This window comes from Homoserinibacter gongjuensis, from assembly GCF_030161875.1.
GTDB lineage: Bacteria > Actinomycetota > Actinomycetes > Actinomycetales > Microbacteriaceae > Homoserinibacter > Homoserinibacter gongjuensis.
Map to the genome: position 1 here is coordinate 135,360 of NZ_BSVA01000001.1, position 24,936 is coordinate 160,295.

25 protein-coding genes, 2 tRNA genes and 6 pseudogenes are annotated in these 24,936 nt (G+C 72.4%); 19 read left to right on the forward strand and 14 right to left on the reverse strand.

All coding sequences use genetic code 11. From position 1 onward, the window contains the following. Positions 1–69 precede the first annotated feature (69 nt). Both QQK29_RS00790 and QQK29_RS00795 read left to right on the forward strand, forming a co-directional pair. Positions 70–1,069 (forward strand): annotated as a pseudogene (locus QQK29_RS00790) (aldo/keto reductase). A 143-nt stretch (positions 1,070–1,212) separates the two neighbouring features. Further along, on the forward strand, positions 1,213–1,932 hold the full coding sequence (locus tag QQK29_RS00795) for a hypothetical protein (RefSeq protein WP_284296994.1): 720 nt from the start codon (positions 1,213–1,215) through the stop codon (positions 1,930–1,932). Here QQK29_RS00795 and QQK29_RS00800 read toward each other — a convergent pair. Further along, positions 1,854–2,708 carry an alpha/beta fold hydrolase gene (locus QQK29_RS00800; RefSeq protein ID WP_348533904.1) on the reverse strand — a complete coding sequence of 285 codons (855 nt, stop codon included), beginning with the start codon at positions 2,706–2,708 and terminating at the stop codon, positions 1,854–1,856. The two genes, QQK29_RS00795 and QQK29_RS00800, sit on opposite strands and share 79 nt — an antisense overlap. A gap of 141 nt (positions 2,709–2,849) precedes the next feature. Here QQK29_RS00800 and QQK29_RS00805 point away from each other — a divergent pair, with 141 nt between their 5' ends. Further along, positions 2,850–3,395, forward strand: coding sequence for a TetR/AcrR family transcriptional regulator (locus QQK29_RS00805; protein WP_284296996.1), 546 nt, complete (start codon positions 2,850–2,852; stop codon positions 3,393–3,395). A 17-nt stretch (positions 3,396–3,412) separates the two neighbouring features. Here QQK29_RS00805 and QQK29_RS18290 read toward each other — a convergent pair. From QQK29_RS18290 to QQK29_RS00830, 5 genes and pseudogenes are all read right to left on the reverse strand, one after another. Next, positions 3,413–4,050: pseudogene (locus tag QQK29_RS18290) on the reverse strand (ABC transporter ATP-binding protein). Further along, positions 3,947–5,007, reverse strand: a pseudogene (locus QQK29_RS00815) (ABC transporter ATP-binding protein). The pseudogenes QQK29_RS18290 and QQK29_RS00815 overlap by 104 nt, the downstream one beginning before the upstream one ends. Positions 5,008–5,094: 87 nt before the next feature. Then, complete coding sequence (locus tag QQK29_RS00820; protein WP_284296998.1) at positions 5,095–6,960, reverse strand: hypothetical protein; 1,866 nt, start codon at positions 6,958–6,960, stop codon at positions 5,095–5,097. Continuing rightward, positions 6,873–7,676 carry a hypothetical protein gene (locus tag QQK29_RS00825; RefSeq protein WP_284297000.1) on the reverse strand — a complete coding sequence of 268 codons (804 nt, stop codon included), beginning with the start codon at positions 7,674–7,676 and terminating at the stop codon, positions 6,873–6,875. Before QQK29_RS00825 ends, QQK29_RS00820 begins: the two co-directional genes overlap by 88 nt. Continuing rightward, a complete protein-coding gene (locus QQK29_RS00830; protein WP_284297002.1) occupies positions 7,673–10,114 on the reverse strand; it encodes a thioesterase domain-containing protein in 2,442 nt (813 codons plus the stop codon). The genes QQK29_RS00825 and QQK29_RS00830 overlap by 4 nt, the downstream gene beginning before the upstream one ends. A 152-nt stretch (positions 10,115–10,266) precedes the next feature. Between QQK29_RS00830 and QQK29_RS00835 the strand changes: the two genes are divergently transcribed. The 10 genes and pseudogenes from QQK29_RS00835 to QQK29_RS00875 all read left to right on the forward strand — a co-directional run bounded on the left by QQK29_RS00835 (position 10,267) and on the right by QQK29_RS00875 (position 14,753). Next, positions 10,267–10,339, forward strand: a tRNA-Arg gene (locus tag QQK29_RS00835). A gap of 76 nt (positions 10,340–10,415) precedes the next feature. Further along, the gene (locus QQK29_RS00840) at positions 10,416–10,850 is read left to right on the forward strand and encodes a MarR family winged helix-turn-helix transcriptional regulator (RefSeq protein WP_284301867.1); all 435 of its coding nucleotides are present in this window, start codon (positions 10,416–10,418) and stop codon (positions 10,848–10,850) included. Next, a complete protein-coding gene (locus tag QQK29_RS00845; protein ID WP_284297004.1) occupies positions 10,847–12,094 on the forward strand; it encodes an MFS transporter in 1,248 nt (415 codons plus the stop codon). Before QQK29_RS00840 ends, QQK29_RS00845 begins: the two co-directional genes overlap by 4 nt. A 163-nt stretch (positions 12,095–12,257) precedes the next feature. Next, positions 12,258–12,881, forward strand: coding sequence for an oligoribonuclease (gene orn / locus QQK29_RS00850; protein ID WP_284297006.1), 624 nt, complete (start codon positions 12,258–12,260; stop codon positions 12,879–12,881). 29 nt (positions 12,882–12,910) lie between these two features. Next, positions 12,911–12,986: transfer RNA gene (locus tag QQK29_RS00855), tRNA-His, on the forward strand. A 47-nt stretch (positions 12,987–13,033) separates the two neighbouring features. After that, positions 13,034–13,300, forward strand: coding sequence for an ATP-dependent Clp protease adapter ClpS (gene clpS, locus QQK29_RS00860; protein ID WP_284297008.1), 267 nt, complete (start codon positions 13,034–13,036; stop codon positions 13,298–13,300). A gap of 73 nt (positions 13,301–13,373) precedes the next feature. Further along, a pseudogene (locus QQK29_RS18295) lies at positions 13,374–13,634 on the forward strand (DUF2017 family protein); the annotation flags it as partial. After that, a complete protein-coding gene (locus QQK29_RS00865) occupies positions 13,607–13,762 on the forward strand; it encodes a hypothetical protein (protein ID WP_284297009.1) in 156 nt (51 codons plus the stop codon). The pseudogene QQK29_RS18295 and the gene QQK29_RS00865, both read left to right, overlap by 28 nt. Beyond that, positions 13,759–14,112, forward strand: a complete 354-nt coding sequence (locus QQK29_RS00870; protein WP_284297011.1) for a metallopeptidase family protein — start codon at positions 13,759–13,761, stop codon at positions 14,110–14,112. Before QQK29_RS00865 ends, QQK29_RS00870 begins: the two co-directional genes overlap by 4 nt. A gap of 119 nt (positions 14,113–14,231) precedes the next feature. After that, a complete protein-coding gene (locus QQK29_RS00875; protein WP_284297013.1) occupies positions 14,232–14,753 on the forward strand; it encodes a hypothetical protein in 522 nt (173 codons plus the stop codon). Here the strand turns inward: QQK29_RS00875 and QQK29_RS00880 are convergent. The 5 genes and pseudogenes from QQK29_RS00880 to QQK29_RS00895 all read right to left on the reverse strand — a co-directional run bounded on the left by QQK29_RS00880 (position 14,657) and on the right by QQK29_RS00895 (position 18,255). Beyond that, positions 14,657–15,355 carry a nucleoside/nucleotide kinase family protein gene (locus QQK29_RS00880; RefSeq protein ID WP_284297015.1) on the reverse strand — a complete coding sequence of 233 codons (699 nt, stop codon included), beginning with the start codon at positions 15,353–15,355 and terminating at the stop codon, positions 14,657–14,659. The genes QQK29_RS00875 and QQK29_RS00880 overlap by 97 nt on opposite strands. Next, entirely contained in the window at positions 15,352–16,131 is a 780-nt protein-coding gene (locus QQK29_RS00885) for an energy-coupling factor transporter transmembrane component T family protein (RefSeq protein WP_284297017.1), read from the reverse strand. Before QQK29_RS00885 ends, QQK29_RS00880 begins: the two co-directional genes overlap by 4 nt. After that, the gene (locus tag QQK29_RS00890; RefSeq protein WP_431308636.1) at positions 16,128–17,135 is read right to left on the reverse strand and encodes an ATP-binding cassette domain-containing protein; all 1,008 of its coding nucleotides are present in this window, start codon (positions 17,133–17,135) and stop codon (positions 16,128–16,130) included. The genes QQK29_RS00885 and QQK29_RS00890 overlap by 4 nt, the downstream gene beginning before the upstream one ends. A 21-nt stretch (positions 17,136–17,156) precedes the next feature. Continuing rightward, positions 17,157–17,611: pseudogene (locus QQK29_RS18300) on the reverse strand (ABC transporter ATP-binding protein); the annotation flags it as partial. 8 nt (positions 17,612–17,619) lie between these two features. Beyond that, positions 17,620–18,255: an ECF transporter S component gene (locus tag QQK29_RS00895; RefSeq protein WP_284297019.1), complete on the reverse strand. Its 636-nt coding sequence runs from the start codon at positions 18,253–18,255 to the stop codon at positions 17,620–17,622. Between the two features lie 244 nt (positions 18,256–18,499). On the opposite strand from QQK29_RS00895, the gene QQK29_RS00900 reads away from it, so the two are divergent. The 6 genes from QQK29_RS00900 to QQK29_RS00925 all read left to right on the forward strand — a co-directional run bounded on the left by QQK29_RS00900 (position 18,500) and on the right by QQK29_RS00925 (position 21,452). Then, positions 18,500–19,006: an EXPERA domain-containing protein gene (locus tag QQK29_RS00900; protein ID WP_284297020.1), complete on the forward strand. Its 507-nt coding sequence runs from the start codon at positions 18,500–18,502 to the stop codon at positions 19,004–19,006. Positions 19,007–19,032: 26 nt separating this feature from the next. Then, on the forward strand, positions 19,033–19,218 hold the full coding sequence (locus QQK29_RS00905; RefSeq protein ID WP_284297022.1) for a hypothetical protein: 186 nt from the start codon (positions 19,033–19,035) through the stop codon (positions 19,216–19,218). Between the two features lie 113 nt (positions 19,219–19,331). Continuing rightward, on the forward strand, positions 19,332–19,631 hold the full coding sequence (locus tag QQK29_RS00910) for a hypothetical protein (RefSeq protein ID WP_284297024.1): 300 nt from the start codon (positions 19,332–19,334) through the stop codon (positions 19,629–19,631). An 89-nt stretch (positions 19,632–19,720) separates the two neighbouring features. Beyond that, entirely contained in the window at positions 19,721–19,852 is a 132-nt protein-coding gene (locus QQK29_RS00915; RefSeq protein WP_284297026.1) for a hypothetical protein, read from the forward strand. After that, the gene (locus QQK29_RS00920; RefSeq protein ID WP_284297028.1) at positions 19,819–20,442 is read left to right on the forward strand and encodes a YidC/Oxa1 family membrane protein insertase; all 624 of its coding nucleotides are present in this window, start codon (positions 19,819–19,821) and stop codon (positions 20,440–20,442) included. The genes QQK29_RS00915 and QQK29_RS00920 overlap by 34 nt, the downstream gene beginning before the upstream one ends. 113 nt (positions 20,443–20,555) lie before the next feature. After that, the gene (locus tag QQK29_RS00925) at positions 20,556–21,452 is read left to right on the forward strand and encodes an SDR family oxidoreductase (protein WP_284297030.1); all 897 of its coding nucleotides are present in this window, start codon (positions 20,556–20,558) and stop codon (positions 21,450–21,452) included. Between the two features lie 782 nt (positions 21,453–22,234). Here the strand turns inward: QQK29_RS00925 and QQK29_RS00930 are convergent. The 3 genes and pseudogenes from QQK29_RS00930 to QQK29_RS00940 all read right to left on the reverse strand — a co-directional run. Further along, positions 22,235–23,941: an ATP-dependent helicase gene (locus tag QQK29_RS00930; protein WP_431308760.1), complete on the reverse strand. Its 1,707-nt coding sequence runs from the start codon at positions 23,939–23,941 to the stop codon at positions 22,235–22,237. Next, positions 23,935–24,297: an NUDIX domain-containing protein gene (locus tag QQK29_RS00935; RefSeq protein WP_284301868.1), complete on the reverse strand. Its 363-nt coding sequence runs from the start codon at positions 24,295–24,297 to the stop codon at positions 23,935–23,937. Before QQK29_RS00935 ends, QQK29_RS00930 begins: the two co-directional genes overlap by 7 nt. Before the next feature lie 233 nt (positions 24,298–24,530). Further along, positions 24,531–24,908: pseudogene (locus tag QQK29_RS00940) on the reverse strand (hypothetical protein); the annotation flags it as partial. Positions 24,909–24,936: the final 28 nt, after the last annotated feature.

Sequence of the window (24,936 nt, forward strand, 5' to 3'; positions counted from 1 at the left end):
TCGAGGCCGGGTGGGAACGCGCGACACGCGAACGATCCGGTCTCGACCAACGCACCCTAGGGTGAGCACATGCCGTACACCGCTGCCGACGACCGTTACGACCGCCTCGAATACGCCCGCGTGGGCCGCTCGGGCCTCAAGCTGCCGCGTATCTCGTTGGGTCTCTGGAACAACTTCGGCCACGACCGGCCGCTCACGACGCAGCGTTCGATCGTGCTGCGCGCCTTCGATCTCGGCGTCACCCATTTCGATCTCGCGAACAACTACGGCCCGCCTCCCGGGTCGGCCGAGGAGAACTTCGGCCGCATCCTCGCGAGCGATCTGCGCCCGTATCGCGACGAGCTCATCGTCTCGTCGAAGGCCGGCTACGACATGTGGCCGGGGCCGTACGGCGAGTGGGGCTCGCGCAAGTACCTGCTGAGCTCGCTCGACGCCTCGCTCACGCGTCTCGGGCTCGACTACGTCGACATCTTCTACCACCACCGGCCCGACCCCGAGACCCCGATCGAGGAGTCGATGAGGGCGCTCGCGCACGCCGTGCGCAGCGGCAAGGCGCTCTACGCGGGCATCTCGAACTACGGTCCGGACGACACCCGCCGCGCCGCTGCCGCCCTCGCCGCCGAGGGGTGCCGTTGCTGATCCACCAGCCCTCGTATTCGATGTTCAACCGCACGCCCGAGGAAGGGCTGCTGGATGCGATCGGCGAGCTCGGCATCGGGTCCATCGTCTTCTCCCCCTCGCGCAGGGACTGCTGACGAACCGCTACCTCGGCGGCATCCCCGAGGACTCGCGCGCGGCGAAGGGCCGCTGGATGAACGCCGACACCATCAGCGAGACCTACCTCGAGCGGGCACGCGGCCTCAACGCCATCGCCGAGGCGCGCGGGCAGAGCCTCGCGCAGCTCGCGCTGTTGTGGGTGCTGCGGCAGCCGAGCGTCACGAGCGCCCTCATCGGGGCGTCGAGCGTGGCCCAGCTGGAGGACAATCTCGCGGCGCTCGACGGTGCACCGTTGACCGACGAGGAACTCGCGGCGATCGAGCCGTTGGCGGTGCACGGTACCGGCCGGTAGGCGCGACGTCGGTTTCGAAACGCGTCGCGCCTACGACCCGACGCTCCTCGACCAGCTGAGCACGGCGCCGGCAGCGCCGCACAATCTCACGGCGCGCGGGGGAAGACAGCCCGTTCCGTCTGCACCCGACGTAGGGTGCCGCCATGCAGTGGTGGAACGACTTCGTGGACTGGTTCTATTCCGAGGACGGCCAGCGGATCCTGGTGTCCGCCGTCATCCCCTTCCTCGCCATCGTGGTGGCCGGCATCGTGGCGGCCCTCATCGGGCGCGGCGCCACACGTCGGCTCGTCGCCCAGCGCGACCATGAGACGCGCGCGGCCGCCGTGACCGCGCTCATCTCGGCGGGGCAGAACGCGGCGCGCTGGCACAGTCAGTCGCCCGCCGCGCGTGAGCACGCCGAGCACCTGGCCAACGACGCGGATGTCATGGTGCGTCTGCTGCCGATCGCGGGTGCGAACTACGCCGCCGACTGGGCCTCGCACCAGCTCGCCGACATGCGCGTCAACTCGGTGAGCTTCAGCTACCAGGCCGACCAGACGCTCTCCGAGTACCGTGAGCGCCTCGTGCTGTGGCTGCACAAGCCGAACAAGGGCCGCAAGCTCTTCGCCGCCGACCTCGAGCGCTGGCGCTACGAGGAGCAGGGCACCGATCCGGTGATCCTCGAGCAGCAGCAGTGGGCCGAGAACCAGTACACGGCGACGACCGACCAGAAGGTGCCGCACGAGCCGCTCATCGAGCCGGCGGAGTCGACGGCCGTCTCCCCCACGCCTCTGGACACCGACCGTTACGCCTCGCCGCTCGCGGCATCCGCCGACCCCGCCACGGGGCCGGTTGCGGCTGCCGACGAGCCCGAGTCGCGCTGAGCGGCGTCCCCGTCGAGGAAGACGCGGATCACCCGCGCGAGTTCGGCGGGCCGCTCCTCCGGCACGAAATGTGAGGCTCCGGCGAGTGCGTGCACCTCGAGGTGCGCCGCCCATCGGCTCGCGCTCTGCATGCCCATGCGCGCGACGATCGGATCGTCGGCGCCGTACACGACGAGCGTCGGCACCTCGAGTCGGCGGCGGCGGTATCGCCCGGCGAGGATCGCGAGGAAGGTCGGCAGGATGAGTCGTCGGTACAGCGCCGATCCGGCGCGCGCCCGTGCCGGGTCGCGGTAGGGGGCCAGGTAGCCCTCGATCTCGTCGTCGCTACGCTCGCGGGCGCAGTAGTCGACGAGCAGGGTGCGCAGGATGCGCTGGCGACCTCGCCGGAGCGCCGCCGGACCGATGCCCGGGGCGGCGAGCACGAAGTCGAACCACATGCTGGGCATGGCGCGCACGAGCGCGGGTGAGATCCGGATGAAGGGGTGCGGCACGCCGACGATGACGAGCCGTCGCAGCCGCTCGGGGGATGCGAACGCGAGGCCCAGGGCGACGAGCGCCGCCCAGTCATGCGCGACGATGTCGACCCGGTCGAGTTCGAGAGCATCCAGCAACGCGCACAGTTCGGCGATCTGCGATGCGAGCCCGTAGCCGCCACGCGGGACATCGCTCGCGCCCGCACCGCGCAGATCGGGACGGATGCTGCGTCGCATCGGCAGTTCGGCGACGACCGCATCCCACACCGCTCCGGACTGCGGGAACCCGTGCAGCAGGAGCAGCGGGGGCCCTCACCACCGACGGTCACCTGGAGTCGAACCCCACCCAGTAGCACGGATCGGGTCGCGGACGTCGTCGACATGGGGGCACGATACTACAGTTATAGTAGCCTGGCGATACCGTGCCGCGATTACTCTGGGCCCATGGCAGGCACGCGTGAACTCGTCCTGCGCGCCGCCATCCGCATCCTCGGCACCGAGGGGGTGCGCGCCCTCACCCATGCCCGCATCGACACGGTTGCGGGGGTGCCGCTGGGCAGTTGTTCGAACTACTTCCGCACGCGTCGCGCGCTGCTCACGGGAATCGCCGAGCAGATGGCGTCCGACGAGCTCAGCGCGTTCGAGCGCTTCGCCGATGCGCCGTCCAGCCGCGACGAGCTCGTCGACCAATTGACCCGCGTCGTGGAACTGCAGACCGGGCCGGGCCGAATCGCGACCCTCGCGCGCCACCGGCTGTTCCTCGAGGTCGCCGAAGGCGACGCCGCCGACATCTTCGGCGCGGGCCGCGCCCGATTCACGGCCTGGACCGCCCGAGCGCTCGGCGCCCTCGGCACGCACGATGACGACGCCGTGCGCGCCTTCATGGCCGGGCTGGACGGGCTCATCCTGCACCGCCTGACGGTCGACGATTCGGGCGAGGTGAGCAGCATCATCCGCTACCTGCTCGACGGGGTCGCCCCCACGCGCTGACGGCGCCGTCCTCGACCTCAGCCGTCGAGGCGGCCGTCGTGGATGCGCAGCACTCGGTTCGCCCGTTCGGCGAGCGCGGGGTCGTGCGTCGCCACGAGCGCGGCCATGCCGGTGTCGGCGACGAGGCGCGCGATGAGGTCCATGATCGCGGCACCCGTCTCGGAGTCGAGTTGGCCGGTCGGTTCGTCGGCGAGCAGGAGGGCCGGCCGGATGACGATCGCGCGCGCGATGCCGACCCGCTGCTGCTGGCCCCTGAGAGCTCGCCGGGCCGCTGCGCGGCATGGTCGCTCAGGTCGACCGCGGCGAGGGCCTCGGCCACCCGCCGCTCTCGCTCGGCGCGCGGCACCCGCAGGATGCGCAACGGCACCTCGACGTTCTCGGCTGCAGAGAGCACGGGCAGCAGCCCGAAGGTCTGGAACACGGATGCCACGCGCGTCGAGCGCAGCTGACGAAGCTCCTGCTCGTCGAGCGTCTCGAGCGCACGACCGTCGAGCTCGACCCGGCCCGCGGTCGACCGGTCCAGCCCACCGAGCATCGTGAGCAGTGTCGTCTTACCGGCTCCCGACCTTCCCTGCAGCACGACGAGCTCGCCCGCTGCGACCTCGAGCGTCGCGCCGTCCACGGCGCGCACCTCGCCGGCCGGGGTCGCGAACACGCGCGTGAGACCCTCCGCACGCAGCACGGCGGTCATCGCGCCTCCTCCCCTCGTACGGCGCATCCGGGCGCGCGCCATGCGGTTGCCCCGGTCGCACCTCGATCCGATCCGGTTCGAGGCCGAGTCGCACGCGGTCACGCAGCTCGAGCACCGCGATGAACTCGGCGGGCAGCTGCATGCGCCCCGCACGGTCGAGCACCGCGAACTCCTCGGCCACCCGCACTCGCCCGCCTTCGGCATCCGTGTGGGTACGGCGCAGCACCTCGGTCGAGGTGCGCCCGTCGCGGATGCGGATGGTGCGGTCCACGTGTTCGGCGACGGCCGCGTCGTGGGTCACCACGAGCGTCGTGAGGCCCTGCTCGCGGCCGACGGTCTCCATCGCCTCGAGCACCTGGGCGCTCGTGACCTCGTCGAGCTCGCCCGTGGGCTCGTCGGCGAGCAGTACGCGCGGGCCGTTGGCGAGCGCGACCGCGAGCGCGACGCGCTGCTGCTGCCCGCCGGAGAGCTCGGCCGGCCGCCGGTCGGCGAGGTCGCCGATCTCGAGCAGCTCGAGCAGCTCGGCGCCGCGCGCCTCTCGCTCCGCACGCGGAACGACTCCCGCCACGTGCTGCGCGAGCGCGATGTTCTCGGCCGCCGTGAGGTAGCCCACGAGGTTGCGACTCGTCTGCTGCCAGATGAAGCCGACGCTGCCGCGGCGATACGCGATCCGTTCGGCGCGCCGCATCGCGGTCAGGTCGTGACCCGCGACGCGGGCGACCCCGCGGTGGGCGTGTCGAGGCCGGCGAGGATGCCGAGCAGCGTCGACTTGCCCGAGCCGGAGGCGCCCACGAGCGCGACGAGCTCCCCGCGCTCGACCCGCAGATCGAGACCCTGCAGTGCCTGCACCTCCACGCCTTGAGCCGTGAAGATGCGCACGAGACCCTCGCACAGGATGTCGGGTTCGGCGAGCGCGGTCATCTGCTCATCCTTCCTCGTCGATGAAACGGACAGCGCGCGCGGCGCCGGAGCGGCGGGCGAGGGCCGCGGCGAGCAGCACCCCCACGATCACGACGCCGATGAGCGCCCCCACGATGACGGCCGAGAGGTCGAGGCCGAGGGCGAGCGCCGGCGGCGTTCCGCCGCCCGTGAAGACCCGCAGGTCGCCCGCGCCCGCGAGCAGCGGAAGCAGCAGGAGGCCCGCTGCGATTCCGAGGGGAACGGCGACGATGAGCGCGGGCAGCAACTCCCAGAGCACGAGCGGGTACTCGGCGCGCGCGGGGCCCCGAGTGCGCGCAACAGTCCGAAGACGCGAGCGCGGCCCGCCGCGCCGGCCGTGAGGGCGAGCACGGCGGCCAGCACCGTGAGGGCTGCGGCGGCAGCCACGGCGATCGTGGTGCCGGTCACGAGGGCGCTCACGGCGGGCGCGCCGCGCCGCACCGCGAGCACCTCGTCGATCGTGCGCACCGTTCCGGCCGCCGCGAATTTCTCCGCGAGGGCGGTGCGCACCTGCACCCGATCGTCGGGCGCGGCAGCCACGAGGAGTGCGCGCGGTCGCGCCTCGACGCGCAGCTGCTCGGCCGTCGTGGGGCTCACGACGATCCAGGCGGATGCGCGGCCGAAGGGTCCGTCGTCGGGTGCCTCGTCGGTGATCGGCACCTCGTCGCGGCCGATCACGAGCGCGTCGCCGGCGAGTCGCTGCTCGACGGTGTGCGAGACGAGCGCCCCGGCCTCCGGGATCACGAGCGGGCTCGTCGAGGCTGCGGCGAACGCGGCCGGGTCGACCACGTACACGGTGATGCGGCCCTCGCCGTCGGGGAACTCGATCTCGATGTCGGGGTCGGATGCCACGGTCGCCACCGCGCGCACCCCCGCCAGCCCGTCCACCTCGGCGAGCTGCTCCGGGCCGAGGTAGGCGGAATCGAGCCGCACGTCCGCCCCGAGCTGCGAGCGGGCGGCCACGTCGACACCCTGCTGCACGGTCGCGAGCAGGCCCGCGCCGAGCACCGCGCTCGTCACGGCGATCACGAGCGCGAGCACGGGCACGACGCCCGTTGTCGCATCCCGACCGGCACGCGCCGGGCCGAGCAGCGCCACGAGCCCCCGTCCGCGTCGTGCCGCTGCCTCGAAGGCCCGCACGACGAGCGGCGCCAGGCGCAGCGCGATGACGCATCCGGCGGCTGCGACGACAGCGGGCAGCAGCACCGCAAGCGGTGGCGGCGCCGCCCGGGTCTCGGCCGGGGCGAGCACGACGAGGATCGCAGCGGCGAGGGCGAGCAGCACGAGACCGACGTCCACGGCGTTCCGGATGCGCGAGCGGCGGCGCTCGGCGTCGTCGAGGCGCGCACCGGCACGCTCGACGAGCACTCCGTCGAGCGCGGCGGTCGTAGCCGCGAGCAGCACGACGCCACCCACCGCCAGCACGGCGGTGAGCGGGGGCCCACCGAGCCACACCGCCACGATCCCGGCCGCGGGCGCGGCGCCGATCAGGGCGAGCACCCCCGTGCCGAGCGCGAGAGCCCCAGCGCGCGCACGATCGGAAGCCCCGCGCGCGGTGACGAGCCGCAGCAGGGCGCGGCGGCGGGCAACGAGCGCCCGCACCGCGAGCGCGAGCACGGCCGCGCCGGCGAGCGCGGCACCCGCCGCCATCGCCGCATGGAGGGCCGAGATGCCCGCGAGCAAGGGGCGCGTCGAGGTGAGGATCGAGGGCGTCGTGCCGACGAGCGCGATGTCGACGGTCATGCCGCCCCACTCGGTCTCGATCGGCAGCGAATGCGGCGTCGAGGTGAGGCGACGCAGGGCCGTGAGCGTGGCATCGGCCTCGTCGGCCTCGAACGCCCGCGGTATCACCGGGAGCCACACGGCGAGGGTCGATGCGGGCGACAGGGGCTCGAACTGCCCGATCGACGCGGCGTCGACGAAGCCGACGCCCACGAAGGTGGGGGCGAGTTGAAGTTGTCGATGACCTCCGGCGCGAGCGCGGGACCCGCGTGATTCCATTCGTCGGCCGCGCTGTCGCGCGCGATCACGAGCCCGACGAGCTGCAGTTCGCGGTCGCCGACCGAGTAGTGGGCGGAGCGCACCTGGCCCAGCGGCCACCCGAAGGCGTCGGCGATGGCGGGGGTGAGCGCGATCGGGATCGGTTCGCCCTCGACGATCGGGCCGGGAAGCTCGCCGTCGACGAGATCGACGAGACGCTCCAGGATCGGGTCGGCCCGCAACAGGATGCTCGTGTCGGGAGCGGAGACGCCCGACTCGGTCGGCACCGCGGGAGCCTGGTCGAGCTGCAGCGCAGCGTGGGGTTCACCCAGCACGGCGGCCGCGGCGGGCTCGGCCTCGGCGGCGATCGCGTCGAGGGAGTCGAAGGTGACTCCCCAGGCGGCCGCGACCTCGGGCGCCAGGTCGTGATCGAGGTGCCCGAGGCCGGTCGTGGGCACGCCGCGGGCCGTGTCGCCGAGATCGCGCTGCGCGGGAGGGGCATCAGCGATGGCCGAACGCAGCACCTCCGAACGTGCGTGCGACGCCCATCCGGATGCCGCCGTCGCGCCCCCGGCGAGCAACGCGGCGAGCAACACGACCAGCAGCGAGGCGCCCGGTGCCTCGGCGAGGATCGCACGCGCGATGCGCGCGCGGGTGGGGCGGCGGCTCACGACCGCACCCCCGCATCCCGGCTCACGGCGAGCGCCGCGATCACCGCCACGACGAGCACGCCGAGAAGCAGCGCTGCCGTCAGCACGAGGGGCACCACGGATGCCTCGCCTCCGACATCTGCGGCCCCCGTTGCGAGCAGGCTCGCGAGCACGCCCGCGACGGCTCCCGCGACGATGCCGGCCAGCGAGGTGAGCGCGAGTTCGACGAAGCGACCGCGCGCCTGGGAGGCGGCCCCCACCCCGAGCGCGCGCAGCGGCAGTACCTCGCCGCGGCGCAGCCGCCGAAGCGCGGCGGCCGACGCCGCGAGGCCGCCGATCCCCATCAGCACGACAAGACCCGCGGCCACGGCCGTCGCAGTGACGCCCGCCTCGGCGACCGCGAGCGAGTCGGCCCCCGCGGGGGTGAGCATGGTCGCCGGACGGTCGGTGACCGCGCGTGCGAGAGCCGCCGTCGCCTCCGGGGTCGAGGTGCGCACCCACACCTCGTCGACGACGAGGGCCGCTTGCTCGGGCGGGAGTCGGTCGGCAAGCGCGGCCCGGCTCACGAGCATGCCCCCGCCGCCGGTGCCGGGCACGGGAGCGATCTGGGCGATGACGGCCGGCAGCGGGCTGCGCTCGCCGGGAATCGTGAGAGGCACGGCGTCGCCGAGGCCGACCCCGAGGCGCGAGGCGAGCGCGGGCGCGACGCGCACCGGGAGCGGTTCGGCGGCAGTATCGGCGGCGAGCGGCTGCGCTCCCGTGACGGTCGCGAAGCTCGCATCGGCCACGACGAGCTCGAGCGATGCCGAGCCCGACCCGGCCGCCACGAGTGCCACCTCGGTGACCGCCGTCACCCCCTCGAGGCGTGCGTACGGCGCCGCGCTGACCGGGTCGCGATCGGTGCCCGTGAACGCGATGCGCAGCTGGCCGCCGACGGCCGAGGTCACCCCGGCCTCGTGCTCGCGCGCCGCCGTACCGGCCGCCAGCCCCGCCACGACGATCGCCCCCGCCGCGAGCGCCACGACGACGAAGGCGCTTGCGACAGCCCGCGGACGGCGGCCGAGCTGGCGCAGCGGCAGCACGGGCAGCAGGGCGGTGCTGCGAGCGGCGAGACGCTCCGCGAGCCGCATCCCGGGCGCGAGCAGGAGCCGCAGCAGCAGCACGCCCGCGACGAGTGCGAGCGCCGGCGCGATGAAGCGCACAGGGGACGCGGGAACGGTTGCGGCGGTCACGAGCGCGAACGCGGCAAGGCCCACCATGCCGAGCGCCGGCACGATCGAGTCGGTCTCCGCAACGCTACGGCCGCTCTGCTCCGCCTGCGCGGGCCGACCGGCGACCGCCAGCAGCACGACGCCCACGAGACCGGCCGCGACGGCGCCGAGCACGGCATCCGGCTGCAGCTCGGCGGGTGCGGACGCCGCGAAGAGAGCCGCGACACCCACGCCGAGCCCCGTGCCCACGCCGACCACGACCGCCGCCTCGACGAGCGCCATCACGGCCGCGCGCGAACGCGAGAGGCCGCGCGCCGTGAGCAATGCGGCTTCGAGGGCGCGCACCTGCCCGAGCGAGCGCCCCACGAGGGCCAACACGATGCCGGAGGCCGCGAGTGCGAGCACGACGGCCGTTCCGCTGAGCACCCGGGCGGAGGCGACCGCGGCCTCGGCGCGCGCCACGGTGCGCGAGAGCTCGCCTGAGAGCGAGACGGCGTAGCTCGTGCCCGAGGCGAGCCCGCTCGTGGCGGCACGCACGCGCCCTTCGACGGGGGCGAGCTGCCCGAGGGCGTTCGCGTCGGCCTCGCGCGGCACGAGGGTCCACGTCACCCGGGGTCGGGACTCGAGGCCCGCGAGGTCGGACTCCGCGACGATCACCGGCCCGACGGCGTCGCCGAGGCGCCCGGATGCCACGAGGGTCTCCGAGAACCAGGCAGCGTCGCCCGTGTCGAGCGCGCGCCAGATGCCGACGATAGTGCGCGCGCCGTGCGGCAGTTCGAGGGTGTCGCCGACCGTCACCCCGAGGGCGACGGCGGCCGGCTCGGCGAGCGTCACCTCGTCGTCGCCCGCGGGCCAGGCCCCGGCGGTGAGGGTCGCGAGTTCGGCCAGATCCTGTTGGGACCCGAGCACGAGCTGTCGCTCGGCGCCATCGACGCCCACGGCCAGCGGAGCGCTCCGCACGGCGCGAACCACGTCGAGCGGGGCAGCACCGAGCGCGCTCGCGAAGGCCTCGTCGAACTCCGCCTCCTGCGCCGCCGTGTCGTCGGCGAGTGCCGTCTCCACGCGCAGCGCGCCGGCGGTGGGCTCCGCATCCGCGAGCAGCGTCGCGACGCCGCGATCGATCCCGGCGGCCGGCACGACGAGCAGCACGACGAGGGCGGCGCATCCGACGGTCGCGATGGCGAGCGCGGCGGCCAGCTGGCCCGACTGCGCGGCGCTGCGGCGCAGCAGCGCGCGTGCAACCCGCATCCGTCTCCCCTGGCGCGCGCGAACACTCGGGTCGCATCCGCGCGGAATCGTTGACGGCCACTCTACGACCTCGACGGGGCGCCGAGGTGCGCGGCAGGAATCGTGTCGACGGGCCGCCGATCGCGCTGCTCTCGGCTACCCTGAATGCGGTCTCCCCCGTAGCTCAGCGGACAGAGCGAGTGGTTTCTACCCACCAGGCCGGGGGTTCGAATCCCTCCGGGGGACTCTCCGGATCGGAGGCCATGGGCCTCCCGGGATGCATCAGCAAGTTATATAACTCCGGTATATAGTTGCGCGAGTGATGCACACCGACATCCTCGAATCCCTGCTCGTCTCCACCCATCGCCTCACCCGTCTCGCCGCCCAGGCCACGGGGAGCACGACACCGGCGGCCCAGTGGCGCACGCTGTCGATCCTCGCCGCGGAGGGCCCCATGCGGGTCGGCGAGCTCGCGGCCGCCAGTCGCGTCACCCAGCCGGGCATGACGCGTCTGCTCGGCACCATGGTCGAGGAGGAGCTCGTGACGCGGATCGCCGACCGCGACGACTCCCGCGCCTGGCTCATCGTCGTGAGCGAGAAAGGCACGAAGGCTCTCGCCGCCTGGCGCGCGCAGCTCGCCGAGACCCTCGACCCGTGGTTCGGCGAGCTGAGCGACGCCGACTGGGCCACGCTCGAAGCCGCCGCCTCGCTGCTCGAGACGCGACTCGCATCCGACGCCGCCGTGGCCGCCTCGTGACCGCGCACGGTCCCTCCGGTGACGGCGCTAACATCCTGCGCCAACCGCGCGCGGTCTGGGCGGTCGCCTTCGCGTGCGTCATCGCGTTCATGGGCATCGGGCTCGTCGACCCGATCCTGCCCTCGATCGCGGCCGACCTGAACGCGACGCCCACCGAGACCGAGCTGCTGTTCACGAGCTACCTGCTCGTGACGGGCGCCATGATGTTCTTCACCAGCTGGGTCTCCAGCCGCATCGGCGCCCGCTGGACCCTGCTCGTCGGTCTCGCCCTCATCGTCGTGTTCGCGACGCTCGCGGGCTTCAGCGGCAGCGTCGAGGCCATCATCGGATTCCGCGCCGGATGGGGACTCGGCAACGCCCTCTTCATCTCCACCGCGCTCGCCACCATCGTGGGTGCGGCATCGGGCGGCAGCGGTGCGGCGATCATCCTCTACGAGGCGGCTCTCGGTGTGGGCATCGCGATCGGCCCGCTGCTCGGCGGCCTGCTCGGCAACGTGAGCTGGCGCGGTCCGTTCTTCGGCACCGCGGCGCTCATGGCGATCGGCCTCATCGCGATCCTCGTGCTGTTGCCGAAGGACGCGGATGCGGCACACCGCCCGGCGCCCGCCAAGCTGTCGGCGCCGTTCCGGGCCCTCGCCATCCCGGCGCTCGCCGTGCTCGCGGTCGTGGCGCTGCTCTACAACATCGGCTTCTTCGTGCTGCTGGCCTACACGCCCTTCCCCCTCGGCTTCGACGCGATCGGGCTCGGCCTCACCTTCTGCGCGTGGGGCATCTCGCTCGCCGTGACGAGCGTGTGGGTCGCGCCGATCCTCACCGCCCGGATGCGCCGCACGACCGTGCTCGCGACGGTGCTGCCGCTGCTCGCGCTCGACCTCGTGTTCGCCGGGGTGTTCGTGGCCAACCCGGCCGTGCTCGTCGCGTGCGTCATCGTGGGCGGGTTGCTGCTCGGCATCATGAACACCGTCCTCACCGAATCGGTGATGGAGGCGACCGAGCTGCCGCGCAGCGTCGCATCCTCCGCGTATTCCGGCGTGCGCTTCCTCGGGGCGGCCGTCGCCCCGCCGCTCGCGACCCTGCTCGCCGAGGTCGGAAGCGCCGGGCTGCCCTACCTCGTCGGCGCGGTCTCACTCGTGCTCTCGGCACTCGTCGTCGTCGTGTTCCGGACGCGCCTCGGCCGCATCGACGGCGGCGCCCCGCCGGATGTCGTGGAGGCCGAGGCGATCGGCTTGGGCGACGCTGCGTAGGTGCCGATGCCCAGGTGGCTGAGGAGCGAGTCGCCGAAGGCGGCACGCGTCTCGAAGCCTCGATCGCCTCGACGAACTCGAGGTGGCGCTGGTTTCGAGACGCGCCTGCGGCGCTCCTCAACCAGCTGACTGGCGCGTCGGCCTCCCCGGCTAGAGTGAATCCGTGAGTCAGACACCGGATCGCCTCGTATGGATCGACTGCGAGATGACCGGTCTCGATCTCGAAGTCGATGAGCTCGTCGAGGTCGCGGTCGTCATCACCGACTACGCGCTCGTGCCGGTCGACCCCGGATTCAGCATCGTCATCAAGCCCGACGCCTCGGCCTTCGAGAACATGAGCGACTTCGTGCGCGAGATGCACACGACCTCCGGGCTGCTGGAGGAGATCCCGAACGGCGTGGGCCTCGCCGAGGCCGAGTACGAGGTGCTCGAGTACATCCTCAAGTTCGTCCCCGAGGGCGGCACCGCGCCGCTCGCGGGCAACACGATCGGCACCGATCGTGCGTTCCTCGCGAAGTACATGCCGCGCCTCGACGCGCACCTGCACTACCGCAACGTCGACGTGTCGAGCATCAAGGAGCTCTCGCGCCGCTGGTTCCCGCGGGTCTACTACCAGGCGCCGGCCAAGAACGGCGGGCATCGGGCTCTCGCCGACATCCTCGAGTCGATCCGCGAGCTCGACTACTACCGACGCGTCGCGTTCGTCGCCGACCCCGGTCCGACGAGTGACGAGGCTCACGCGGCGGCCGAGGAGGTCGTGGCGAAATGGGCTGCGCGGATACCGTAGAATCGTCCGAGTTGCGTGAGCAGCGTATGGCGGTCGTAGCTCAGTTGGTAGAGCGCTGGCTTGTGGTGCCGGATGTCGCGGGTTCGAGTCCCGTCGATCGCCCCAATTCCCGACACGACCGGCGTCCGCCGTCGTCGGGTTCCCCTTCCCCCGTGCTGGATCAGGAGCTGCGGGCGTCCCTCGATGCGCCCTGGGTGCTCATCGTGTGGAACGACCCGATCAACCTCATGAACTACGTCGCGCACGTGTTCCGCAGCTACTTCGGCTACTCCCGCGAGGAGGCCGAGCGCCTCATGCTGCTCGTGCACCATGAGGGCCACGCCGTCGTCGCATCCGGGCCCCGCGAGGAGATCGAACGCCACGCGCAGGCGATGCACGACTACGGCCTGCAGGCCACGATCGCGAAGGACGCGCCATGAGGATCGACTCATGAGGATCGGCCGCGTCCGCGGCGAGCTGCAGCTCGAGTTCGAGGCGGAGGAGGCGGGCCTCATGACCGTGCTCGCCTCGCAGTTCGCCGATGTCGTCCGCGATCCCGAGCTCGACGACGCGCCGCTGCTGGCCGCCCTCTTCCCCGACGCGTACCGCGACGACGCGGAGGCGGCATCCGAGTTCCACCGCTACACGCGCGACGAGCTCGAGCAGCGCAAGATCGAGGCCGCCGAACAGATCGTCGGCACGGCGCACGAGGGGCTCGTGGTGCTCGGCGCGGAGCAGTGCGAGACGTGGGTGCGCGCCCTCACCGGCATCCGCACGATGGTCGGCATCCGGCTCGGCATCCGGGAGGATGGCGACGAGCCGGCCGAGGACCCCTCGCCGAGATCTACCAGTGGCTCGGAGAGCTGCAGTGGGTGCTCGTCGACGCACTGGAGGGGGCATGAGCCTGAACCTGACGCCCGAGGAGTTCGAGCGGATCGTGATCGACGAGCTCGACGAACTGCCCGACGAGATGGTCGACGGCCTCGAGAACGTCGTATTCGTGTGCGAAGACCGCCCCGAGGACGGCTCGCTCGACCTGCTCGGCATCTACGAGGGCGTCGCGCTCACCGAGCGCGGCCAGTACGGCTTCGGTGAACTGCCCGACCGCATCGTGCTGTTCCGCGAACCGCTGCTCGCCATCTGCGAGACCGAGGACGAGCTGCGCGACGAGATCCACATCACCCTCGTGCACGAGATCGCCCACTTCTACGGGATCGACGATGCGGAGCTGCACCGGCTCGGCTGGGCGTAGTTGTCAACCTTCGGGCCCCTCACATCCGTCGACGAGTGACGGCTGGTCTCGCAGGTGGGATCATGCGTCTACCACCACCGAGGAGACACCATGCACCGCACCGCCTCTTCCTCCCGCTCGTGCTCCTCATCGGCGCGTTCGCGCTCGTCGGGTGCGCCGCGACGGATGCCGACGCCGAACGGCCCGATCCCGCCTCGAGCGACGCGCCGGCGCCCGCCGCCGACGACACCTCTCCCACGGCCTGCGTAACCGGGCAGTGGTCGGCGGACGTCGACGATCTCGCGGACCAGCTCGGCTCGGCTCTCGCCGATACCGGCATGACCGTCATCACCACGCGCGCGGTCGGCATCCAGACGGTGAACTTCGGCGAGGACGGCGATTTCCACTTCGACAACGACCTCGTGGTGGCCGTCGACGTGCAGATCTCCGACGGGCCGACGATGACCGTCGCGCAGAGCCATCGCGGTGCGACCACGGCCTCGTGGGGGTGGGATGCGGCCGCCGACCGGCCGGCCATGCTCTTCGACGACTACGACGACTCCGGCTACACGGTCGAGAACAGCGTCTCGATCGGCGGGGTCTCCTCGACCACCCCCATCGAGATCCCCCGATCGTCGACGCCTCGGGCCGGCTCTTCGTGACGTGCTCGGATGACGAACTCGTGACCGCCTGGGAGGGCGGGCTCTTCATCACGAGCTGGCACCGGGTCTGAGCACCAGCTCGGCGAGTTCGCGGGAGCCTTCGGCGGCGGCGAACGCCTCCTCCTGGGCGGCCCAGCGCTCCCAGTGCGGCGCGTAGGCGTCACCGTCGCGTGCGAGTGCGCGGGCCTTGCGCTCGGCGGCGTCGCGCTCGAGCCACCAGGCGTGATCGGCGAGCGGGCGTGAGGCGCGGGAGATCGCACCGCATCCCTCGACGATGAGCGAGCCGTCACGGTCGACGGATGCCGCCTCCCCGGGCGGTCGGCCGCCCAGTCCCAGCGTCGCCAGCCGCCGTCGCGGATGATGCCGGGCACCGCGGCGGCGCCCGCGGCGAGTCCGTCCCAGCCCGGGTAGACCTCGTCGAGCGAGACGAGGGTGGCGCCGGTGAGCCTCGCGAGGTCCCGGGCGAGCACGGTCTTGCCGGCGCCCGAGCGGCCGTCGATGAGCAGCACCCAGGGGTGAGGACCGGATGCCAACCGCGCCGCGAGCGGGGCGGGATCGTATTCGGGGGTGGGGGCGGCATCCGTGCTCTCTGCCCCGCTCACAGCACCCACCGCCAGCTGCCGAGCAGCACGGCCGTCGTCACGGCCGCGGCCACGACGCCCACCCCGACGAGCATGAAGAGCACGTCCCGCGGTCGCAGCACAGAACGGCGCGCCCAGCTGCGCCGTGTCGCACCGCCGAATCCGCGCGCCTCCATCGCAGTCGCGAGCTTGCCGCCGCGGCGCACCGCGAAGACGAGCAGCGTGCCCGCCTGCACGAGGAAGCGCCGGATGCCGTGCCGGTCGGCCACGCCCCGCGCACGTCGGGCGAGCCCGAGGGCCTCCCAGTCCTCGAGCAGCAGCCCGACGAGCCGCAGCGCCGCCAGGGCGCCGAGCACGAAGCGCGCGGGCAGCTTCGCGAGCTGGGCGAGGGAGTCGGCAAGATCCGTCGGGTCGGTCGTGGCGAACAGCAGCACCGCGGGCACGCCCACCGCGAGCACACGCAGCAGAATCGCGACGGCGAGCCCGAGGGAGCCCTCGGTGATCGTGACGGGCCCGAGGGATGCGAACACCCGGCCCGCGTCGACGCCGTAGAGCGCGGTCGCGATGCCCGCGAGCACGGCCGAGACGAGGATCGGCGAGGTGCGCACGGCGAGCTGACGCGCCGAGAGACCCGCGAAGGGCAGGAGCAGCACGACGACCGCCACGACGATGCCCGCCGAGACGACATCGATCGACAGCACGAGAGTCACCCCGACGCAGAGCGCCACCACGAGCTTCGCGAGCGGATTGACGCGGGCGATCCAACTGCGCCGGATCTCGGGAACGACGAGGCTCATCGCACCACCTCCCGCGCGGCGGCCGGCAGCGCGAACCGCTCGTCGGCGAGCGCGTCGACGAGCGCGAGGTCGTGGGTGACGGTGACGAGCGCCGTGCCCTCGGCCACGAGCTCGTCGAGCAGCCGCACGAGCTCGGCCCAGGTGAGAGCGTCCTGTCCGAAGCTCGGCTCGTCGGCCACGAGCACGCGCGGCGCGGTCGCGAGCGCCGTCGCGACCGAGAGCCGGCGTTTCTCGCCGCCCGAGAGGGTGAAGGGGTTCGCGTCCAGCAGGTGCGCGAGGCGCAGGCGCTCGGCGAGACGGTCGCGCACCGCCGCGACCTCGGCATCCGGCCGTCGCAGCGCACGAGGACCGACCTCGAGCTCGTCGCGCACGGAGCCGCGCAGGAACTGATGCTCGGGGTCTTGGAACACCGTGCCGATGCGCGCGGCGAGGTCGCGGGAACGCCAGCGGATGGGGGCATCGCCGAGCGTGTCGGCGAGCGCCGGGTGGGCCCGCACCCGGCCCGCGACGGGCGCCAGCAGACCGGCGAGCGTCAGGCCGAGCGTCGACTTGCCTGCCCCGTTGGGCCCGAGGATCGCGGTCGTGCGCCCGGCGTGCACCGCGACGTCGATGCCGTCGGCGGCGACGCGCGGCGTTCGCTCCCCGAAGCGGCGACGGCCCACCGCGAGGTCGTCGGCCGCCAGCAGTTCGGTCGTCGCGGCGCGCCGCGGACCGCGCGCGACCTGCGGATGCCGCCCCGGCACCCAGATGCCCGCCGCGGCGAGTTCCGCACCCTGCGCGCCGAGCACGGCATCCGGTGCCCCCTCGGCGCGCACTCCGCCGCCGGGCTCCAGCACGACGACGCGGTCCACGAGGTCGACCCAGGTCTCGACCCGGTGCTCCACGACGACGAGCGTCGTCTCACGTGTCGCGACGAGACGCTCGACCGCCTCACGCACCTCGGCGACGCCCGCCGGATCCAGGTTCGCGGTGGGCTCGTCGAGCAGCAGCAGGCCGGGGCGCATGGCGAGCACGCTCGCGATCGCGAGCCGCTGCTTCTGCCCGCCCGAGAGTTCCGAGGTCGGATGATCCAGGGCACCTCGAGGCCCACCGCGTCGAGCGCCTCCCGCACCCGTCGCCAGATCTCGTCATACGGCAGGCCGAGGTTCTCGCAGCCGAAGGCCACCTCGTCGCCCACCCGGGCGAGCACGGTCTGGCCGTCGGGATCCTGCAGCACAAGACCGACCCGCCCGCGCGCCGCCTCGGGAGGCACGCCGTCGACGAGCAGCTCGCCCGTGCGCTCGCCGTCCTGTTCGTCGCCGAGCACGCCCGCGAGCCCCGCGAGCAGGGTCGACTTGCCGGCGCCCGAGGCCCCGAGCAGCAGCACCCGCTCGCCGGGCTCGAGGTCGAGCTCGAGCCCGGCGACGGCGGGGCGGGGCCGGTCGCCGTGGCGCCAGCCCCACCCGCGTGCGGTGACGCGCGCCGCCGGGCTCATCAGCATCCGTCCGTTCAGACGTCGCTCGTGACGCGCCGGGCGCCCGCCTCGGCCGCGACCGTGCGGCGCCCCGCGGCGAACCGGCTGAGCGCACCGGAGCGCGCGAGCGCCCGCACCGCGAGCCACGAGAGCACACCCACTATCACGCCCGAGACGATCGCCGAGACGGCGTAGACGAGCTTGGCGGTCGGGTCGAACCCGGCGATCGAGGAGAAGTTGACATCGAGGATCGCGACCGCGACGCCCGCGCCGAGACCCGCGAGCGGCGCGACCCAGAACGCCCACACCCGGTAGAGCAGGATCGCGAACACGATCTCGGCGCCGAGGCCCTCGATGGCGCCCCAGATGAGCGTCTCGAAGCCCCACTGGGTGCCGATGAGCGCCGAGACGGTCGCCGCGACGACCTCGGTGAAGACGGCGGCGCCCGGCTTGCGGATCACGAGGCCGCCGAGGATCCCGGCGAACAGCCAGCCGCCGGCGAGCAGGCCGGAGAGGCCGGGCGAGAAGGCGAGCAGGGTGCTGAGCGGGGTCCAGGCGAGGCCCCACGCCCAGAACAGCACGCCGGATGCGACGCCCAGCACGGCCGCCGTGACGATGTCGACGACGCGCCAGCGCCAGATCGAGGCGTGGACGATGGATGAGGTGGTCATGATTCGTGCCTTTCCGCGGCTGTGTCGCCGCCAAAGTGGCACGGGTGGGCGACCGCGGATGCGGTCGGGCCCTGAGATGCCTCCCTGCGCCGGCATGATCCGGATCAGGTTCGACGGTCGAAGCTTCGATCAGCTTCCTCTCAGCCCGGCACACCGGACTCCCGTGTTCGCTCCCAGTGTAGGTGGTTGAGGAGCGCGCTGCCGCAGGCGGCACGCGTCTCGAAACCCCCACTAGGCTCCCGCCATGCCCGATACCACCACCAACCTGCCGCTGCGGCAGCGCCCCATCGACATCTTCTTCGCCGTGATGTTCACGATCTTCATCGTTACCTCGTGCATCGCCGATCTGCTGCCGACCATCGGCATCGACTTCTCCCAGCCGAACGGCACCTTCCTCGTCGACTCGAACTACTGGTACGCCCACGACGCCGACCCGCTGTTCATGCATCCGCCGGTCTGGATGCGCATCGTGACGGGTCTCTCGGCCTTCGTCTACCTGGCCTTCTACCTCGTGCTCGTGCCGGCGCTGCTGCGCGGCTGGAACTGGATCCAGCTGCCCGCCGTCATCTACGCCACCGCGATCAGCGTCATCACGGGCGTCATCGTGTTCGGTGTCGAGTTCTTCGGCGAGCCGGAGTTCCAGACCCAGAACCCCGTGAAGTTCCTCGCCTTCAACCTGCCGTACGTGCTCATCCCGCTGCTGCTGCTGGTGCGGATGCGCAAGCCGCAGCCGTTCACGCGTAGGTTCTGAGCATGCGACGGTGGCAACGGATTCGGGTGTTCGTCTTGCAGGGCGTCAACGCGGTGTTCGGCATCGCCCTCGTGTGGCTGGGGATCTCGTCGGATCTGCTGCCGGTCGTGATCGTGGGCGGGGTGCTCATCGCGGTCGCGGTGGTGCTGCTCGTCGTGACGCTGCGCATGGGGGCCGGCGACCCGAATCAGGGGCCGTTGGACCGTCGTTAGGTGCCGTGTACATCGTGGATCGACCGCCGCGACCGCGCGGAGGCGAGCGGATGCCGTTTCGCCATGTAGATCGGACGCGCGGCAGCGTGCGCCAGGCCTTCTAGACTGACCCCGTGACCGAGGCCCACGCCCAGTTGATGCACGGCATCGCCGTGGTGCTCGGCGTGCTCGGACTTCAGGGCCCCGGCACGATGCTCGCGACGCTCGGAGCTCTCGCACTGGTCGGCGCGCTCGGCGCCGCGATCATCGCGCTCGTGCGGGCGACGCTCGCGGGCTCGCCCCGCCACATGACAGTCGGCCTGCGCGCCCGCCGCCACGCAGTACTGCTCGGGCATCTGCCCGACGCCTCCCATCCGGATGCCCGCGGCCACGTCCGCTCCCGGGCGCCCGGGCGGCCCCTTGCGGCCGCCTGACGCGCAACTCGCGCCCCAGCTCCGACGAGCCGGGCGGCCAGACGATTCCGCCTGTCCGCATCCGTCTGCCGTTTCGGCTGGGAGCACCCATGAACCCCTTCGATTTCCCGCCCATCGCCGCGATCCTCGAGCTCGCGGCATCCGCCCTCGCCGCGCTCGGCGCGGTCGTCACCCCGCCGGCGCGGTCGTGCTCGTCACGCTCGCCGTGCGCGCCGTGCTGATCCCCGTCGGCGTCTCCGTTGCGAAGGCCGCGCAGGGCCGTCGCCGCATCGCCCCGCAACTCGCCGCCCTGCAGAAGCGCTACAAGAAGAACCCCGAGAAGTTGCAGAAAGAGACGATGGCGCTCTACGCGGCCGAGAAGGTCTCGCCGCTCGCGGGCTGCCTGCCGATGCTCGCGCAGGCGCCGGTGATCTCGCTCGTCTACGCGCTGTTCGCCTCCGCGCACATCGCGGGTGAGCCGAACCCGCTGCTCGATGCCTCGCTCTTCGGCGCAGGTCTCGGACGTCACCTGCTCGACCTGGGATCGGGGCTGCAGCCGAGCGATCTCGTTTTCGTCGCTCTGCTGCTCGTGATCGGGCTCGTCGCGTGGCTGAGTCGCCGGATGGCGCTGCGCGACGCTGCGACCGCGCCGACACCGGCTGCGGACGCGCCGGGCGCCGCCCTGCTGAACCCGCGCGGGCCGCTCAGCTGGGCGCCGTTCGTCACCCTCATCGCGGCGGCGTTCGTGCCGCTCGCCGCCACGCTCTACCTCGCGGTGTCGGGCGCGTGGTCGTACGCCGAGCGCCGGATCCTGCGTGCGATCTACACCTAGCTCGCAACTTTCGGGATACGATCCGCATCTTTCGGAAGCGGCGCCGCATCCGCTAAAGTTGCGGCTCACAACAAAGTGCCCACCTCCCCCGTTCCCGACCCAAGGAGACGACGATGGCGTCCGACCAGCTCACGTTCGACAATCCGGTCGAGCGCCACTCCCACATCAAGCCGCACGCGTCGTGGCAGCCCCTGCCGGGGCTCGACGCCGAACTCGACCCGAAGGCCGACCACGGCGAGACGAGCTACCGCGGCACGGGTCGGCTCCCCGGTCGTAAGGCGCTCATCACGGGCGGCGACTCCGGCATCGGCGCGGCCGTCGCGATCGCCTTCGCGCGTGAGGGCGCCGACGTCGCCATCAACTACCTGCCCGAGGAGCAGGTAGATGCCGACGCCATCGCCGAGGTGATCCGCGCGGAAGGCAGGAAGGTCGTGCTGTTGCCCGGCGACATCCGCGACCGCGAGGTCTGCCGCACCCTCGTCGCGGATGCCGTTGCCGGCCTCGGCGGGCTCGACATCCTCGTCAACAACGCGGCGCACCAGGTCTACCACCCGACCTTCGACCAGCTCGACGAGGACGATCTCGACCGCACCATCCAGACCAACCTCTACGCGATGTTCTGGATCACGCGCGACGCACTTCCCCACCTGGGGCCGGGGTCGACGATCATCAACTCCACCTCGGTGCAGGGGTACAACCCCTCGCCGATGATCATCAACTACGCCTCGACGAAGTTCGCCATCATCGGCTTCACGAAGGCCCTCGCGCAGGATCTGGCGCCGCGCGGCATCCGTGTCAACGCCGTCGCACCGGGACCGGTGTGGACGCCGCTGCAGGTCTCCGACGGTCAGCCCGCCGAGAAGCTCAACGGCTTCGGCGAGTCGTCGTGGCTCGGCCGTACGAGCCAGCCCGTCGAGCAGGCACCGGCCTACGTGTTCCTCGCCTCCCCCGAGTCGAGCTTCGTCGTCGGCGAGGTGATCAACGTCAACGGCGGCGCGAACGTGCCCTGATCCGCACCCGACGGACGGGCTGTGGAGAGCGAGCGACGCTCCGGCCGCTCCCCGGCAGGCTGGGCACATGGTGCTGCGTCTCGACCCTGCGATCCCCTTCGTCTGGCGCGATCTGCACACCCTGCAGTTCGGCGTCGACCCGGCGATCACGGTGCTCGAGGGGCTGACGCGCGGCCAGGAACGCCTCGTCGCCGCCCTCACCATGGGCGTCACGTCGTCGGGCTTCCGGATGCTCGCCGCCGAGGGCGGGGTCGCCTCGCGGCAGCGCGATGAGTTGTTGGCACGCCTCACTCCGTGCCTGCTGCCCGACGGGAGGAGCGCCACCCCCGCGCACAGTGTCGTCGTGCTCGGATCGGGCACCCTCGCCTCGGGGCTCGCGCGGCTGCTCCACGAAGCGGGCCTCCTGGCGCACGAGCCACCCGCGCGACCCGAGCTCGTCGTGCTCGTCGCGGATCGCGTGCTGCCCGCCGCCGATCACCGGGCCTGGCTGCGGCGCGACATCCCGCACCTGCCGCTCGTGGTCGGTGACGCCGCCATCACGCTCGGGCCGCTCGTGATGCCCGGGGCCTCGGCGTGCCTGCACTGCGCGTTCCTGCACCGGCGTGACGCGGATGCCGCCTGGCCGGCGATCGCAGCGCAGCTCGCGGCCCTGCCCGCACCGCCACCGCATCCGCTACGTTCCGCATCCGCCGCGGCGCACGCGGCCCGACTCGTGGCCGCGTTCCTCGACGGCCGCGCCGAGCCGGGGCGCGAGTGGCGCATCGAACACGACGGAGAGACGGTCAGCGAGCGGCTCGTGCCCCCGCACCCGGAGTGCCGCTGCGCAGCTCCGCCAGGAAGCGACTGGGCTCCCGCGGACGCGACCGCAGCCCCTCGGCCGACCAGTGCAGCGCGAGCGTCCGCCGCGCGCGCGTGAGGCCCACATAGAGCAACCGTCGTTCCTCGTCGATGGCGTCGAAACCGCGCGCGTGGGAGATCGGCATGAGGCCCTCACTGAGTCCGACGATGTGCACGTGGTCCCACTCGAGGCCCTTCGCGCCGTGCAGGGTCGAGAGCACGACCGACGGCATCGTCGGCTCGTGCTGGGTCGACTGGCGCTCCTGCAGCTCCTCGACGAACTGTGCCAGGGTCGTGCCCTCGGCCGCCTGGTCGGCGAGCTCGACGAGCGCACCGAGAGCCTCCCAGCGCTCACGCACGGCACCCTGGCTCTCGGGCGCGTGGGCCGACCAGCCGCCCGCGAGGGCGACATCCGCGACCGTCTCGTACAGCCCCTTCGGGGATCCGGTGCGCGCAAGGCTCGTGAGCTCGAGCACGGCGCGCTTCACGACCTCGAGGTCGAAGAAGCGGGTGCCTCCCAGCTGACGCGAGCTGATGCCGCGATCGGCGAGCGCCACCTCGAGGGCCGCAGCCTGCGCATTGACGCGGTACAGCACGGCGACGTTCTCGGGGGCGACACCGACCGCGAGCTGGGCCGCGATCGCGTCGGCGACCCCCTGCACCTCGGCAGCATCCGAGTCCCAGCGCGTGACGGTCGGCTCGGGCGATGCCGGGTCGCCCTCGGCAGCCACGAGCTCGAGCGCCCCGGGGCGTCCGCGCATGAGCCGGTTCGCGGCGCCGAGGATCGCCGGCGTCGAGCGGTGGTTGCGCTCCAGCCGCACCTCGACGGCATCCGGGTAGCGCGCCCCGAAGCCCAGCAGGTACTCGCTCGAGGCTCCCGCGAAGGAATAGATGGTCTGGGATGCGTCCCCCACGACACAGAGATCGGTGCGGGGGCCGAGCCACAGTTCGAGCAGCTCCTGCTGCAACGGCGAGACGTCCTGGTACTCGTCGACGACGAAGAAGCGATACTGCTCACGCACCTGGTCGGCGACGCGCTGCTCGGCATCGATCATGCCGGCCGTCACCAGCAGCACGTCTTCGAAGTCGAGGCGGCGCTGCTCGTCTTTGAGGTCTTCGTAGCGCTGGTGCAGCTCGACGACCGCGCTCGCGCCGAGACCGGGAGGCAGGGCGCGCGAGGGCGCCAGCCGGGCATATTCCTCGATGGGGATACGTCGCACCTTGCGCCACTCGATTTCGGCGGCGAGGTCGCGCAGCGCCGCCGTGTCGACCCGCATCCGCAACGACTCGGCCGCCTGGCCGAGCAGGCGCGCCTTGCCCGGCAGGATCTCGGGCAGGCGACCGCCGACGAGCTGCGGCCAGAAGAAGCTCAACTGCGCGAGCGCGGCCGAGTGGAAGGTGCGCGCCGACACCCCGCCCGCACCGAGGGCGCGGAGGCGGCTGCGCAGCTCGCCCGCGGCGCGCGTCGTGAAGGTGAGCGCCATGACGCGCTCGGGCGGGTAGACACCGCTCTGCACCCCGTGGGCGATGCGGTGGGTGAGGGTGCGGGTCTTGCCGGTTCCGGCACCGGCGAGAATGCACACCGGGCCGAGCAGCGTCTCGGCGGCCTGACGCTGCTGGGCGTCGAGCGCGTCGAGCAGGGCCGTCACGATGCCTCGCCGATCGGACCGCCGCACCAGTCCTCGATGATCGCGCGGGCGATCGACGCGGGCCCCGGCAGGATCACGCGGCCGGCCTCGACCTCCGCCCCGAGCTGCTCACGCGTGAACCACCGCAGCTCTCGCAGTTCGGTGCCGTCAGGCCGCGGCTCACTCGACGTGCCGGGGGCGATGTGTGCCTCGAAGCCCAGCATGAGCGACGCCGGGAACGGCCAGGGCTGGCTCCCGCGATACTCCGGGTCGGCCACCACGACGCCGGCCTCCTCGTAGATCTCGCGGATGACCGCCGCCTCGAGCGACTCCCCGGCTCCACGAAACCCGCGAGCAGCGAGAACCGCCCGGTGTCCCACTCGACGTTCGACCCGAGCAGGATGCGGTCGTCGTCGTCCAGCACCGCGACGATCACAGCCGGGTCGGTGCGCGGAAAGTTCTCGCGCCCCGTCGACGGGTCGATCCGCACCCAGCCGGCCTGGGCGATCGTCGTGGGTTCTCCCGTGGCGGGCGAGAACGCCGCGGCACCGTGCCAGTTGGCGAGCGCGAGCGCCTGGGTGAACAATCCCGCGTCCCGCGGCTCAAGCAGCGAGCCCACCCGCCGCAGGTCGAGCCAGGTGCCGTCCGCGCCGAGCGTGCCGGCATCCGCATCCGACACCGTCAGCGCCAGCACGGCCGCGCCCTCGGCGAGACCGTCGGATGCGGTACGCGCCCGCCCGAGGAACACGGCCGTATCGGGGTCGACCGCCACGGTTCCGGGGTCGACGAGTGCGAGAGCGCCGGCCGCCGTGCCGAGGGCGCGGCCCTCGTGCAGCACCACGAGTCGCGTGCGGGGATCCTCCAGCAGCGCGGGAATGCCGCCCACCCGGGAGAGGTAGTCGCGGTCGAGGTCGGAGCGCGACAGTGCGGGTGCGATCGCCGGCCGACGCGGAGCACGCGTGATGCCGTCGTTCGAACCGCTCATCCGCATCCCATCCCTTGCCGTGGAACCGACCGTG